This is a genomic window from Hyphomicrobium sp. CS1BSMeth3 (assembly GCF_900117415.1).
GTDB lineage: Bacteria > Pseudomonadota > Alphaproteobacteria > Rhizobiales > Hyphomicrobiaceae.
Genome location: NZ_FPEI01000006.1, coordinates 583740 through 596071 on the forward strand (window position 1 = coordinate 583740; position 12332 = coordinate 596071).

The following is a 12332-nucleotide window of genomic DNA, read 5'->3' on the forward strand; positions in this document are numbered from 1 at the left end:
TCCCATGCGCGCGGCCGTGCTCACCGAAGTCAACAAGCCCCTCGAGTTGCTCGATTTCGAGCAGGAAGGTCCCAAGGAGGGCGAGGCGCGCGTCAAGGTGAAAGCGGCGGGCGTGTGCATGTCCGACTGGCACATCATGATCGGAGATTGGCCGGCGCCGCTGCCAATGATCCTCGGACACGAGGCGGCGGGTGAGGTCGTCGAGGTCGGCCCCGGCGTGAAGCATGTCAAGAAGGGCGACCACGTCATCTTCTCGTTCCGTCCCAACTGCGGCTATTGCCGGTATTGTGCGAGCGGTAGCTCGGTGCTCTGCATCGGCCACAACGACAAGCCGCGCCACATGATGCACGACGGCACGACGCGCATTAAGCTCAACGGTGAGCCCGTGTACCAGATGGCGCGCATCGGTACGTTCGCCGAGATGGTCGTGTGTCCGGCCGAGCAACTGGTCTCCGTGCGCAAGGATCTGCCCTGGACGCACGCAGCCATCATCGGCTGCTCGGTGGCGACCGGCGTTGGCGCCGTCACGCGCCATGCGAAGGTGGACGCAGGCTCGAGCGTGGTCGTGGTCGGGGTTGGCGGCGTCGGTCTCAACGCCGTACAGGGTGCGCGGCTCGCGGGCGCCAAGACGATCATCGCCGTCGATCTGCTCGACAACAAGCTGCAGATGGCGACCAAGTTCGGCGCGACGCACATCATCAACGGCTCGCGCGAGAACGTTGTGAAGCGCGTCCGCGAGATCACCGGCGGTCTCGGCGCTGACTACTCCTTCGACGCCATCGGCACGGCGCCGACGACCGAGCAGATCATCGACGTGCTGGCGCCGGCCGGACACGCAACGATCGTCGGCATACCGCATGTCGATGCCAAGGCGCAGGTGTCGCCCTTCCAGATGGTCTATACGGAGAAGAAGGTCTCGGGCACCTACTACGGCTCGATCCGCCCGACCATCGATTTCGGCATCCTCGCCGACCTGTCGCTCGAAGGGAAACTCGATCTCGACAGCCTGATCAGCCGGACCTACAAGTTCGAGGAAATCAACGAGGGCTTCCAGCTCATGGCCAAAGGCCAGGTCGCCCGCGGCGTCATCGAGTTCAACTGAGAAAAAAAGAAATGACCAAGCTCAAGACTGTCGATCTCGTTCTTCCCGCAGCAACCGAGGAGCTGGCAAAGCTCGAGATCGGCAATGTCGTCTACCTCAGCGGGCGCATCCACACGGCGCGCGAGGGCGTGTACAAGCGCGCCGTCGAGGAGCGCAGCAACGTGCCCTCCGGTATCGGCACGGCGAGCTTTCACTGCTCGCCGGCAGCGAGCGTCGGGCCGAACCGCGAGCTGACGGTCGGCGCGGTTACGGCGACGGCGTCGTTCCGCTTTGCGAAGTGGATCGACGGCTGGCTCGACATGTCGGGATGTAACGTCATCATCGGCAAAGGCGGCATGTCGAGCGAGATCTACAAGCAGAGTTTCGTGCCGCACAAGGCGATCTACCTGACGACGGTCGGCTACGGCACGGGCGCGCTGCTCGGGCGCGGCATCAAGAAGGTCGTCGATGCGCACTGGCTCGAGGAGCTCGGTCTCGCGCAGGCCATCTGGGTGCTGGACGTCGAGCGTTTTGGGCCCTTCCTCGTCGAGAGCGATCTCAAGGGCAACTCGCTCTTCGAGCGCGAGAACGCGAAGATCTCGCCAGGGCTGGAGAAGCTCTATCGCGGCACGAAGCCCGCCACGCTGCGCCGCTTCGGCGAAACCGACGACAAGACGGAAGAGGTTATTTGAAAGGGGCGTGAGGGGGACGCCATGAAGCCGCGCATCACGATTGCCATAAGCAAAGACGGTGTGCTCGAAATCTATCTCAATGAAGCGGGCCGGGCTCGTTTCGTCGAAGAACTTACTGGTCTCAGCAGAGAGCGAGACCATTTCCATCTTCAGCCGGAGGGCAACGTTGACGAGGTGCCGCTTCAGATGCGGCCCTACAACGGGGGCGATCAGGTGATCGAATTCGGGAAGGTGCTATTTCGGCCCGATGACTGGGATGCACAATATTTCCCTCATGTCCTATGAGGATGCGCAATCAGGACAAGTAGGGCCGATCGCTGCGGCTGACCCAGGCAGACAGCGCGAAGAGTGCCGGCGTGAGCGCCTCGAAGCCTTCCTCGAAAGCCAGCATGAGGCGCCGCAGATCGATATGCAGATCGTGGCCCGTGTAGTCGTAGAGCACCGACGGCGTGCGATCGACGACCTTTGCGAGAACGAAGAGCGCGCCGGCGAAGATCACCCAGTATCCGGCGCGGCTTGAAATGCCGCCGTCCACAAGCAGAAAGCGCACCACCACGTACGCCGCGTAGAGCAGCATGGCAATGAACGCTGCCGCTGCGAGACCTGCCAGAACCTTCTCAGCCAGCGGAGCAGGGGCCTTGAGATAGTAGCTGATCTTGAGGAAGCTATCGGTGGTGAAGGCCTTGTGCCAGCTCGCCTCGCGCGCTGCAAAGGCAGCAAACAGGATCACGAAGATGGCCGATCGAGACGTGAACGGTCGCGCGCGCAAAATGACGATGAGGCTCGCGGCGAGCCAAAGCAGGATCGCGCCTTCTTCGAATGGTCCCTCCTCGGAGAACACATACTCGAAGCGATCCGGCGATAGTCTGGCGGCGAGGACGATCAAGACGACTGTGTAGGCGGCAATGACCAGCAGGGCTGCTCGATCGGGCCATGCCAATCGCGGGAGGCGGGGCCAGCGCCAACGTTCCCGGCCGGGAGCACTGGATGCCGATGCCGCAGTCTCGTTGCCCTTTCTGCGTGGCACCATGTGCGCGAGCTCCCCGTGAGGTGACTATTCCTCTCGCGTGCGCCGTCGGAGCGTGCGCGAAGAGGGCCAAAGCTTAGTCGGCCCACGGCTGAAGAGCCGTAACGAAACTGACACAATAAGGTCGGAACTCGCCCGCTTCCCGCCCGCGTCTCGAGCAGGGCAGGCCGCAGAATGGCTTTCATCCACCGAGGAGCCCCGCGCCCTCGAGGCTCGAAGAGAACCGGCTAGAGCGTGCCGGGCTTTTTGTTGTCCTCTTCGAGGCTGCGCAGACGGTCGCGGAATTTCTTGAACATGCGCTCGACGTAATCGAGGGCGCCGTCCACGTCTTCTTCGCTCGGGAGCTGGAACTTCTCCTTGCCGGGCGGCTCGGCGACGGGCGGCTGCGACGGCGCGCCGGGCACGGCCGCTGTCTGCAGCCGCTTGATTTCGGCCCTGAGGTCGAGGTTTTCGGTGCGCAGCCGCTCGATCTCCTTCGCCAGCCCTTGGCTCTCCTCCTGCGCGGGCTGACAGAGAACGAGATTGCCGGAGCCCGTCCGGCACGTGGAGACGGCACCGGTCTGCGTGTCGAGACGCAGAAAGCCGCCTTCGATCGGCTGCATGGTGAAGCGGCCGGGTACATCGCGCGTTTGCGCGGAAGCCGGCAGCACAGCAAGGATTGCCAACGCTGCCGGCGCCAGAAGGCGAGTGCAATTTGTCATGACGCGCTCCTGCGACCTCAATTCCGTGCAGGCTAGCAAATGATTGTGGCTGATGGACACTTCAAGGGACATCCGCCCTGCGACGTTCAGTCGTCGCTGATGAGGCGCCCAACGACCCCGCCGAGCACAGCACCGAGAATAGGTGCGACCCAGAACACCCAAAGCTGGAGAATGGCTCCTGTGCCGGCGAAGACTGCTGTTGCGAGGCTGCGCGCCGGGTTGAGGCCGCCGCCGGACACCGGAATGGTCAGCAGGTAGAGGCTGACGGTTGCGAGACCGATGGCGAGCGGGGCGAGCGTCGCCGGTGCGCGACGGCCGCCCATGCCGACCACGACCAGCACGAGAAGAGCTGTCGCGACAGCTTCCAGCGCAAAGACCGCGGTGAGGCCGAAGACGCGGTCATAGCTATTGGCGACCGACGCGAACCCGCCCTTCGGCGGCGTGGCGGCCCCCGCCATGACGAGGGCCAGCAGGCCGGCGGCTGCTAGCCCGCCGAGGCACTGGACGAGGATCATCAGTGGCGCGCGGCTCGAGTCCAGTCGGCCCGCCGCGATGAGCCCGAGTGTGATGGCAGGATTGAGGTGTGCGCCTGAGACAGGACTGAACGCGGCTGTCATGGCAACGACGACGCCGCCTGCAGCAAGAGCAGCAGCAAGGCCCGCTACGCCTGCGGGCGCGAAAAGAAGCGGTCCGCACAGTGCCAGCACGAGAGCAAAGGTGCCGGCGGCCTCGGCCGTAAGCTCACGGGTGCTCATCGGCGCCTCCTCGGTGATCTCGCGCAGCATGGAGCGATAACCGAAGCAGGCTGATTTGTGAATGCGAGCGGCCGAACGAAAGCGCCCCGCACACGAGGTGCGGGGCGCTGATTGGTCGTTTGTCGTTCCGCGTGTTGCGGATCAGCCGCCGCTGCCGCCGCGCGCGACGCTGGCGGAGAGCCGATTGACGACCACGACTGTCGTGCCGACGCCGACGCGGCGCGAGAGATCGACGACGTGGCCGTTCGTCATGCGGAAGCAGCCGGACGAAGTTGCACGGCCGATGGTGCGGGGATCATCGGTGCCGTGAATGCGGTAGAGCGTATTGCCGAGATAGAGCGCCTTGGCGCCGAGCGGGTTATAGACGCCGCCCATCATCTTCACCGGCAAGTACGGCTGACGCTGGCGCATCTCCGCCGGCGGATGCCAGTCCGGCCAGTTCGCGACGCGGCTGATACGCTCGGTGCCCGTCCACGTGAAGCCTTCGCGGCCAACCGAGATCGGATAGACGAGCGCGTCGCGCGACGATTGAACGAGATACAGCTTGCGGCCCGTTGTATCGATGACGACCGTGCCGGGCGCGTAGCTGCTCGCGAACGAGATGCGGCTCGGGCTTGCTGGCGAGACGTTCGGACGCGGCCCGCCGCTCATGAGGGCTTGGCCCTGGGGCCGCGGGCGAGGACCGTAGCGGTCTTCATCGAACCGCGGGGCGGCGTAGGAGGGGGCCTGATAGCCCGGTCTAGCCCAAGGCATCCACCATTCCTGAGCGAACGCAGGGGGAGCCAAGACGCCGGTCATGGCCAGCGCCAACGCGGCACGCAACATTATTATATACTCCTGATTTTCCCGTGGCTTGCTAGATTAAGCGCATACGAACTGTGTACCACGTATCGTAGGCGGATCGAACCTCTAATGCGCGTCCCTCACGCGTTGTTGACCTGCGATCCGGTCGCGGGGCGGCCAGCTCATATCACTTGACGACATCGAGACTGAATCGCAGGTAAATTGTCTCTACGTAGTTTTGCCGAATTCTCCCGGAGCGACCCCTATGGCGAACATCAATGCCGGCCCGTTCACGACGCGCCCGGAGATCGAAGGCACTTTCGGCGTCTGCGCGACGACGCACTGGATCGCGACCGCCGTCGGCATGTCTATCCTGGAAAAAGGCGGCAATGCGTTCGACGCAGGCATCGCCGCCGCATTCACGCTGCAGGTCGTGGAGCCGCACCTTTGCGGACCGGGCGGCGACGTGCCGGTCATCGTATATGATACGAAGAAAGGCGCGCCGGAGGTCATCTGCGGGCAGGGACCGGCACCTGCTGGTGCGACGATTGCGCACTACCGCGGCCATCTCGGCCTCGACATCGTGCCAGGCACGGGCCTTCTCGCAGCGTGCATTCCCGGCACGTTCGAAACTTACATGATGATCTTGCGCGATTACGGCACCATGCGGCTTCGCGATGTGCTGGAGCCTTCGCTCGGCTATGCGCGCGGCGGCCATCCGATTGTCGAGCGCGCCTGCGCCACGATCGCCACCGTGAAGCAGCTCTTCACCGAGCACTGGCCAACGTCTGCGGCTGTCTATCTGCCGGGTGGCAAAGTCCCGGCACCCGGCACGCTCTTTCGCAACACGGCCCACGCCGAGACCTATCAGCGCATTCTCAAGGAAGCCGAAGCCGGCGGCGGCAGTCGCGAGGCGGAGATCGAGCGCGCCCGCAAGGCCTGGAGCCACGGCTTTGTCGCCGAGGAGATCGACCGCTTCTGCCGCACGAATGAAATCATGGATGTGAGCGGCCGGCGTCACAAAGGCGTGCTGACGGCGGCCGACATGGCCGGCTGGCAGCCGACCATCGAGGCGCCCGTGTCGCTCGACTATCACGGCTACACGCTGTTGAAGCCGGGCCCCTGGACGCAGGGTCCGGTCATGTTGCAGCAGCTTGCGATCCTGAAGGGCTACGACCTCGACAAGCTCGATCCGACGAGCGCCGATTTCGTCCATCTCTGGATCGAGGCCGCAAAGCTCGCCTATGCCGATCGCGAGGCCTTCTACGGCGATCCGAAGTTCGCAGACGTGCCGATGGAGACGCTGCTCTCCGAGCGCTACAACTCGGATCGCCGCCGCCTGATCGGCCAATACGCTTCCATGGAGCAGCGTCCCGGCGTCATCGAGGGCTACGACGGCAAGGTCATCGTCAAGTCGACGGCGGATCGGCGCGAGGCGGTCAGCGCGGCAGGGGCCGGCGAGCCGACGGTCGGCGCCATGGGCCAGGTCAAGGGCGATACCGTCCACATCGACATCATCGATCAGGCCGGCAACATGTTCACCGCGACGCCGTCCGGTGGCTGGTTGCAGTCCTCGCCGGTGATCCCGGCACTCGGCTGGCCGCTCGGCAGCCGCGCCCAGATGTTCTGGCTCGAGGAAGGCCTGCCGGGAACGCTGGTGCCGGGCAAGCGTCCGCGCTCGACGCTTTCGGTCGGCATGGCGCTCAAGGAGGGCAAGCCGTACATGGTCTGGGGTACGCCCGGCGGCGATCAGCAGGACCAGTGGAGCGCACAGTTCTTCCTGCGCCACCTGCACGCCGGCATGAGCATGCAGGAGGCGATCGACGCGCCCGCCTGGCACATCGAGCACTTCCCGGCCTCGTTCTGGCCGCGCGCGGCGCGGCCCGGTGTCGTGGTGGTCGAGAGCCGTTTGCCGGCTGCGACGATCAAGGAGCTCGAGCGCCGCGGCCACAAGGTCGAAGTCGGCCCGGACTGGTCCGAGGGGCGTCTGACGGCGGCTTCGCAGGTCGGCCCGCGGCGTCGCGCGGCTGCCAATCCGCGCGGAATGCAGGGCTACGCGGCCGGGCGGTGACGATCAACCGGGCTGGCGGCGCGCTTGTGGCCGTTGAGCTGCTCGCCCGTGATGTCCAGAAGGTCCTCGCACAGGGAGAGGGCCAGATACACCGTCGGATCAGCCTCGTCGGGAAGGATGTCGAGCAAAAGCGAAGCCTTCAGCTTCAAGGCTTCGAGCGTTACGGCGGGTACTGAGCTAAGCTGAACGGAAAGATCGATCATCTCGTCGCTGATCGCGTCATATTCCGTTTGAAAATTATTATCGGGAGCATGACCGCGCCGCCGCTGGATGCGGCTCGCCAGCTTTCCGGATCTGGCCATCAACTCATCGTGCCGAATACGGAGTGCCTCGATCTCGCTGGGCCGCTGGTCGCTGTCGGCCGAGGCCCGAACGCTCTTCTGCGTGTCAGACGAAGCCAATGAAGCTAAACAATTTTCCGGGCACATGGGACGCTCTTACTTACGAGGAGAGGGGTGTCGGAGAACGACGGTCGGCGCTGAATAACGACTGTTCAGTGAACGATAATTAGCTGTCCTACAGCCGTCAACAAGTAAGGTAAATTAGGAGCATAATCCTGTTTTAAGTAGCGATACGGCCACATGCTGCAATGCAATCGCCGCAATCAAAACGCAGATTGGAACGGATAGTGAGGAATGAGATGATGGGCCGTGCAGGGATCGAGCTTCGGCGCCTTCCGGTTCGGGCGTAGTCCCCGCCGAGAGACGTTCGGCAAGCAGTTCGAATGTATTGCGCCTGTCTTCGAGGTAGACCGCAGCCAGCTAGTGCCGCGATCCCGAAGCTCGCTACCGTGCCGCCAGAGAGGACCTTCGGCACTGTGCGAGAATGGCGGGACCGAGTCCCGCCATAGAGAGCGCGTTCGACTTGGATGGGCGCTCCTGTTGGGGCCTGCCTCCCCGTAGGCCAGAGGCGTATCTGCTATTTTCTGGCGGCCGGCGAAAACTCGAAGTGACCACGCTCGAAGTCCGCGAGGAGCGACTTCGCCAGTTCAAGCTCCGTGCAATCCTCTTCCGGGAGCAGGTACAGCAAGGCCGACATCTTCAACTTCAGGTGGTCATGGGATGTGGCGGGAAGAGCGCCGAGATCGACGCAGATGTGATGCATTTGATCCGTGAACTTATCAAGGGTGTTCTGAAAATGCAGCTCATCAAGATATCCTGCATCCTTCGTGTATCCTGGCGACATGCTGCCGATTGTTGACATCAGACCGCAGAATTGTTCGCTCAGTTCACCGAAATTCAGGGTTAATTGCGAGAGTGATCCCCCCGGATTTTCCAGCCAATCATCGGCGAGCGAATTTCCAATGCTGACTGGTGCTGATTCGATCATAAGCAATACTCACAAGTTACTGGTTTTTACCTCCGTTGATGGCGAGAGGATCTCTCTAGCAGCAGACCCTCGCCGCTGCCAGCAATCATGACTCCGCCACAATTTGTCAACATTTGTTCGCGTCTGAGGGTCTGATTTCCGCAACTGATGCGAGCAGGCCATGCAGCCGGTGATTGTAGATGAATAAACAGCGTACCCGATGATGCATATGTGTACGCCTCAATTTTCCAGCACAGCACGTTGCTTGGAAGATTTTGCTCGGGATGATGGGCGGTATAGAGATCGAGCAGGGGCGCTTTTCGCTCTAGGCGGAGGCCCTCCGCTGAACGGGTGTGCGCGCGTCGGCTGAGCGCAGCGCAGTGATGGCTCGGCGCGGGATGCGGTGGGCGGCAAGGAGGCGGAAAGTCGGACAGTCGCGCTCGCGCGTGCAATGGCGCTGCGAATGTCCGCGCTTGCCGCCTTCTGGGATAAGCGTGATGTGGGAGCCGCTCTACTCAGCTCGTCTGGGCTCGTAGCGTGCAGATCGGCGAAACCTGCACACGTTGCTGCTCGTCGAGGTCCAAAAGGAGGGACTTTGCCAGTCTCGGCTCTGTGTCCTCTTCGTCGGGGAGCAGGTAAAGCAGGGCCGAAATCTTCAATCTCAAGTGGTCGACGCACGTCGACCTGAGACCGCAGAGATCGATGCAGATCCCATGCATTTCGTCCGTGAGCCTATCAAGCTTCCGATGATAGTGCAGCTCGTCGATATATCCCACGCCTTCGTGAAATCCTGAAGACATCCTGCCAATTTCAAAGCGCAGATCGGAAAATTTCTGCTTTAGTTCCTTGAAGCGTGAGGTGAACGCCAGGCGCGGCATCTCCGAGTTCTCTCTCCATCTCTCGCTCAATTGATCCGCAACGCTTGCGGTCGTCGGTCCTCTCATACTCAATACTCTCTTGCTGCCAAATATTGTCTCTGTCATCGGCGTTGTCGTTATAGTTAATCTTTAGGCGCCGCCGCAACCAATCGTGGTTCCGCCACAATAAGTCAACCTTAGGGATGCCTAATTTCCAGGCAGCATGAGATGCGCCCGTAGTCAGAGGCCGAAAAACAACCAGACTACGGGAAATTCAGATGAAGGAGGGTCTTGGAGGGATGGTGGGCAGTACAGGGATCGAACCTGTGACCCCTACCATGTCAAGGTAGTGCTCTACCGCTGAGCTAACTGCCCATCCCGTAAGGCGCCCGCGAGCGCGAAGCATCGGGGCGAGGTGGCTCTCTTAGCGAACGGGCGCCGATCGCGCAAGGATGGACTGCGCTCCGCCCGCGAAAAACCACCCGCACCTCACGCGGCCCAGTACTCCGGGAAGGCAATCCAGGCGCGGCGCAGGTCATCGGGGCCGGGCTGGCCGACGTCATGGAGCCGCATCAGGGCCTCGCGCCGGGCAACGGCACGTGCGAGCGAGGCCTCGAACATGTCGGCGAGGTCATCCCGGTAGCTGGCGGCCGCATCGGCATCGCCCGCGACCAGCGCTGCAGCCGCCTCGCCGGCCATTTCGCCCGAGATGACGGCCGACATGATGCCGGCGCCGGTAATCGGGTTCGTCAGGCCCGCCGCGTCGCCGGCAAGGAGCACATGCGCCGTACCCACGCTCGCCACGGGCTCCAGCATCCCGCCGCTCGGGATCGCGCCACCCGTGTGACCGAGCACATCGCTGCCGACGCGTCCTTGTGCGACGAGCTGCGTGTGAAGGTCATCGAGCAGCGGCTTGAAATGCGAGCGCCAGCGCGGATCGCCGCCGAGTCCGAGGTTGGCGACCTCACCCTTGGGAAAGAGCCACGCATAGCCGCCGGGCAGCTTGTGCGAGAGGAAGATGTCCGTCTCCTCGAAGGACATGAGCAGCGGTACGGTCATCTGCCGTGTCTCGGCGAGCACTTGGTTCTCGATGCCCACAGCCGCGCCGACAGCCGAGCGCGGCCCGTCCGCGCCGACGATGACGGCCGCCGCTATGCGGCTCCCGTCGGAGAGCTGCGCCGTGCCATCGGCATCGATCTCGCGGAGCGAGAGGCCGAACCAGATCTCGGCGCCCGCTTGCTCGGCGCGCGCGACGAGGGCGGCATCGAAGGCCTGCCGGTCGATCATCACGCCCGAGAACTGCTCGCGCAAATGCGGGGGCTCGTCCTCGACGAAGGTGGTCATGGCGCGAATGCGCTGCTGGCGGTGTTGATCGAGCGCGGGCACCTGCTGGCCGATCAGCGCCGGCACGAACTCGGCACACTGCACGGGGTGTCCGGCAACGCGCTTGCGATCGATGGCGACGACGCGGGCGCCACGCGACGCCGCCGCGGCTGCAGCGCTCGCACCCGCAGGCCCGAGCCCGACAACCAGCACGTCGATGATGCGCACGTCGCTCACGGCGCCTGTCCTCAGTGTCCCTCGAAGGCCATGAGCGTCTCGCAGCGAATGCCCATGCCTTCGAGCCTTTTGCGCCCGCCGAGATCGGGAAGATCGATGATGAAGGTGGCGCCGACGATGTGCCCGTTCGAGCGCCGCACGAGCTTGGCGGCTGCTTCCGCAGTGCCGCCGGTCGCGATGAGGTCATCGACGATCAGGATGCGCGCACCCGCCCGGATGGCGTCCGCATGGATCTCCATGGCATCGATGCCGTACTCGAGCGTGTACTCCTGGCCGATGGTCTTCCAGGGGAGCTTGCCCTTCTTGCGGATCGGCACGAAGGCCGTCCCGAGCCGGTCCGCCACCGCGCCGCCGAGAATGAAGCCGCGCGCCTCGATGCCCGCGACCGCGTCGACCGGCTCGCCGCGCCAGGGCTCGGCCATGCGCACGATCGTCGCCTTGAAGCCCTGCGCGTCGCCGAAGAGCGTCGTGACATCGCGGAACATGATGCCGGGCTTCGGATAGTCGGGAATGGTGCGGATGAGGCTCTTCAAGTCGGCCACGGATAACTCCTCTTCTTCTCCCATTGGATTGGGCGGGTGCGCCATCAGCTCTCCCAGGGCACGCCGCCCGCGTAGGTCAGATACGGAACGCCCGCGAGCCAGCCGGAATCGACCGGCAGCAGGATGCCCGTGATCGTGCGCGCCTGCTCCGAGGCGAGGAAGGCGATGGCGTTGGCGATGTCCGCAGGCTCGGGCAGCGTCTTCAGCGCGTGCACGCTCATGATCTTGTTCATGTCGCGCTGGCCGGCGGCGACCTTGGCACGCAGGGGCGGCGTCATGACGTAGGTCGGGCCGACGCTGTTGACGCGGATGTTGTGGCGGCCGAGCTCGACAGCAAGAAGCTGGGTGAGGCGCGCCACGGCCGCCTTGCCCATGTTGTAGGCGGGGATCGGCAGGGGCTGGGCGGAATTGATCGAGCCGATGGTGACGATGGCGCCGCGCTGCTCGGGGATCATGCGGCGCGCGAACGAGCGGCAGGCATGGAGGGTGCCGTTATAGTTCACCTGCCACATGCGGTCGTGGGCGGCCATGTCCATGTCCAGGATGGATTCGGTATTCGGGATTAGCCCGGCGGACGTCACCAGCACCCGCGGGGCGCCCATCTCCTTGGCCACCGTCTCGGCTGCGGCCTCGACGGCGTCCGCATTGGCAACATCACAGCGCCAGGCGCGGGCGCCATTGCCGATGTCGCGGGCAACGGCGTCGGCTGCATCCATGTTCACGTCGAGGATGGCGATCCGGTAGCCGTCCTGCGCGAGCCGGCGTGCGGTCGCCTCGCCAATGCCGCTCGAGCCGCCCGTGATAACGGCAATGCCTGCCTTTTCGGCCATGTGCGTTTCTCCCCTGGATGCCGGACAGCCGCGCGTGGCCATCGCTGCCTGCAAGGTTAGCTGAAGGCGGGTTCCACAACCAGCGCTTGAAATGACGGCGTCGGCCTTGTTGCACCGCCGCGTGC

General features: G+C 63.9%; 14 protein-coding genes and 1 tRNA gene. 4 read left to right on the forward strand and 11 right to left on the reverse strand.

The window, feature by feature from the left end; all coding sequences use genetic code 11:
- Nucleotides 1–4 precede the first annotated feature (4 nt).
- Genes CS1BSM3_RS17790 through CS1BSM3_RS17800 form a run of 3 tightly spaced genes read left to right on the forward strand, consistent with a single transcriptional unit; the run spans nucleotide 5 to nucleotide 2058 of the window.
- Complete coding sequence (locus CS1BSM3_RS17790; protein ID WP_072389157.1) at nucleotides 5–1102, forward strand: Zn-dependent alcohol dehydrogenase; 1098 nt, start codon at nucleotides 5–7, stop codon at nucleotides 1100–1102.
- 11 nt (nucleotides 1103–1113) lie between these two features.
- Nucleotides 1114–1773 carry a fumarate hydratase C-terminal domain-containing protein gene (locus CS1BSM3_RS17795; protein ID WP_072389158.1) on the forward strand — a complete coding sequence of 220 codons (660 nt, stop codon included), beginning with the start codon at nucleotides 1114–1116 and terminating at the stop codon, nucleotides 1771–1773.
- Between the two features lie 21 nt (nucleotides 1774–1794).
- Nucleotides 1795–2058: a hypothetical protein gene (locus tag CS1BSM3_RS17800; RefSeq protein WP_072389160.1), complete on the forward strand. Its 264-nt coding sequence runs from the start codon at nucleotides 1795–1797 to the stop codon at nucleotides 2056–2058.
- 10 nt (nucleotides 2059–2068) lie between these two features.
- On the opposite strand, the gene CS1BSM3_RS17805 is transcribed toward CS1BSM3_RS17800, so the two are convergent.
- The 4 genes from CS1BSM3_RS17805 to CS1BSM3_RS17820 all read right to left on the reverse strand — a co-directional run bounded on the left by CS1BSM3_RS17805 (nucleotide 2069) and on the right by CS1BSM3_RS17820 (nucleotide 5009).
- Complete coding sequence (locus CS1BSM3_RS17805; protein WP_143149259.1) at nucleotides 2069–2803, reverse strand: hypothetical protein; 735 nt, start codon at nucleotides 2801–2803, stop codon at nucleotides 2069–2071.
- Between the two features lie 224 nt (nucleotides 2804–3027).
- The gene (locus CS1BSM3_RS17810) at nucleotides 3028–3501 is read right to left on the reverse strand and encodes a hypothetical protein (protein ID WP_072389164.1); all 474 of its coding nucleotides are present in this window, start codon (nucleotides 3499–3501) and stop codon (nucleotides 3028–3030) included.
- 86 nt (nucleotides 3502–3587) lie between these two features.
- Nucleotides 3588–4256 carry an aquaporin gene (locus CS1BSM3_RS17815; RefSeq protein ID WP_072393968.1) on the reverse strand — a complete coding sequence of 223 codons (669 nt, stop codon included), beginning with the start codon at nucleotides 4254–4256 and terminating at the stop codon, nucleotides 3588–3590.
- Between the two features lie 141 nt (nucleotides 4257–4397).
- Nucleotides 4398–5009 carry a L,D-transpeptidase gene (locus CS1BSM3_RS17820; protein ID WP_143149260.1) on the reverse strand — a complete coding sequence of 204 codons (612 nt, stop codon included), beginning with the start codon at nucleotides 5007–5009 and terminating at the stop codon, nucleotides 4398–4400.
- Nucleotides 5010–5304: 295 nt separating this feature from the next.
- On the opposite strand from CS1BSM3_RS17820, the gene CS1BSM3_RS17825 reads away from it, so the two are divergent.
- Nucleotides 5305–7110: a gamma-glutamyltransferase family protein gene (locus CS1BSM3_RS17825; protein ID WP_072389168.1), complete on the forward strand. Its 1806-nt coding sequence runs from the start codon at nucleotides 5305–5307 to the stop codon at nucleotides 7108–7110.
- On the opposite strand, the gene CS1BSM3_RS17830 is transcribed toward CS1BSM3_RS17825, so the two are convergent.
- The 7 genes from CS1BSM3_RS17830 to CS1BSM3_RS17860 form a co-directional block, all read right to left on the reverse strand.
- Nucleotides 7092–7538, reverse strand: coding sequence for a hypothetical protein (locus CS1BSM3_RS17830; protein WP_143149261.1), 447 nt, complete (start codon nucleotides 7536–7538; stop codon nucleotides 7092–7094). The two genes, CS1BSM3_RS17825 and CS1BSM3_RS17830, sit on opposite strands and share 19 nt — an antisense overlap.
- 490 nt (nucleotides 7539–8028) lie before the next feature.
- Complete coding sequence (locus CS1BSM3_RS17835) at nucleotides 8029–8439, reverse strand: hypothetical protein (protein WP_143149262.1); 411 nt, start codon at nucleotides 8437–8439, stop codon at nucleotides 8029–8031.
- A 494-nt stretch (nucleotides 8440–8933) separates the two neighbouring features.
- The gene (locus CS1BSM3_RS17840; protein ID WP_072389174.1) at nucleotides 8934–9296 is read right to left on the reverse strand and encodes a hypothetical protein; all 363 of its coding nucleotides are present in this window, start codon (nucleotides 9294–9296) and stop codon (nucleotides 8934–8936) included.
- A 279-nt stretch (nucleotides 9297–9575) separates the two neighbouring features.
- Nucleotides 9576–9650: transfer RNA gene (locus CS1BSM3_RS17845), tRNA-Val, on the reverse strand.
- A gap of 114 nt (nucleotides 9651–9764) precedes the next feature.
- On the reverse strand, nucleotides 9765–10835 hold the full coding sequence (locus tag CS1BSM3_RS17850) for a geranylgeranyl reductase family protein (RefSeq protein WP_210188803.1): 1071 nt from the start codon (nucleotides 10833–10835) through the stop codon (nucleotides 9765–9767).
- 11 nt (nucleotides 10836–10846) lie between these two features.
- Nucleotides 10847–11401 (reverse strand): adenine phosphoribosyltransferase, encoded by a 555-nt coding sequence (locus CS1BSM3_RS17855; protein ID WP_072393973.1) that lies wholly within the window; start codon nucleotides 11399–11401, stop codon nucleotides 10847–10849.
- 20 nt (nucleotides 11402–11421) lie between these two features.
- Nucleotides 11422–12207 carry an SDR family NAD(P)-dependent oxidoreductase gene (locus CS1BSM3_RS17860; protein ID WP_072389176.1) on the reverse strand — a complete coding sequence of 262 codons (786 nt, stop codon included), beginning with the start codon at nucleotides 12205–12207 and terminating at the stop codon, nucleotides 11422–11424.
- Nucleotides 12208–12332 lie beyond the last annotated feature (125 nt).

What these genes read in the sequence shown, in the direction of transcription:
- CS1BSM3_RS17790 (WP_072389157.1), top strand. Translation starts at nt 5, where the DNA reads ATGCGCGCGGCCGTGCTCACCGAAGTCAACAAGCCCCTCGAGTTGCTC.
- CS1BSM3_RS17795 (WP_072389158.1), top strand. Translation starts at nt 1,114, where the DNA reads ATGACCAAGCTCAAGACTGTCGATCTCGTTCTTCCCGCAGCAACCGAG.
- CS1BSM3_RS17800 (WP_072389160.1), top strand. Translation starts at nt 1,795, where the DNA reads ATGAAGCCGCGCATCACGATTGCCATAAGCAAAGACGGTGTGCTCGAA.
- CS1BSM3_RS17805 (WP_143149259.1), bottom strand. Translation starts at nt 2,803, where the DNA reads ATGGTGCCACGCAGAAAGGGCAACGAGACTGCGGCATCGGCATCCAGT.
- CS1BSM3_RS17810 (WP_072389164.1), bottom strand. Translation starts at nt 3,501, where the DNA reads ATGACAAATTGCACTCGCCTTCTGGCGCCGGCAGCGTTGGCAATCCTT.
- CS1BSM3_RS17815 (WP_072393968.1), bottom strand. Translation starts at nt 4,256, where the DNA reads ATGAGCACCCGTGAGCTTACGGCCGAGGCCGCCGGCACCTTTGCTCTC.
- CS1BSM3_RS17820 (WP_143149260.1), bottom strand. Translation starts at nt 5,009, where the DNA reads ATGCCTTGGGCTAGACCGGGCTATCAGGCCCCCTCCTACGCCGCCCCG.
- CS1BSM3_RS17825 (WP_072389168.1), top strand. Translation starts at nt 5,305, where the DNA reads ATGGCGAACATCAATGCCGGCCCGTTCACGACGCGCCCGGAGATCGAA.
- CS1BSM3_RS17830 (WP_143149261.1), bottom strand. Translation starts at nt 7,538, where the DNA reads ATGTGCCCGGAAAATTGTTTAGCTTCATTGGCTTCGTCTGACACGCAG.
- CS1BSM3_RS17835 (WP_143149262.1), bottom strand. Translation starts at nt 8,439, where the DNA reads ATGATCGAATCAGCACCAGTCAGCATTGGAAATTCGCTCGCCGATGAT.
- CS1BSM3_RS17840 (WP_072389174.1), bottom strand. Translation starts at nt 9,296, where the DNA reads ATGCCGCGCCTGGCGTTCACCTCACGCTTCAAGGAACTAAAGCAGAAA.
- CS1BSM3_RS17855 (WP_072393973.1), bottom strand. Translation starts at nt 11,401, where the DNA reads ATGGGAGAAGAAGAGGAGTTATCCGTGGCCGACTTGAAGAGCCTCATC.
- CS1BSM3_RS17860 (WP_072389176.1), bottom strand. Translation starts at nt 12,207, where the DNA reads ATGGCCGAAAAGGCAGGCATTGCCGTTATCACGGGCGGCTCGAGCGGC.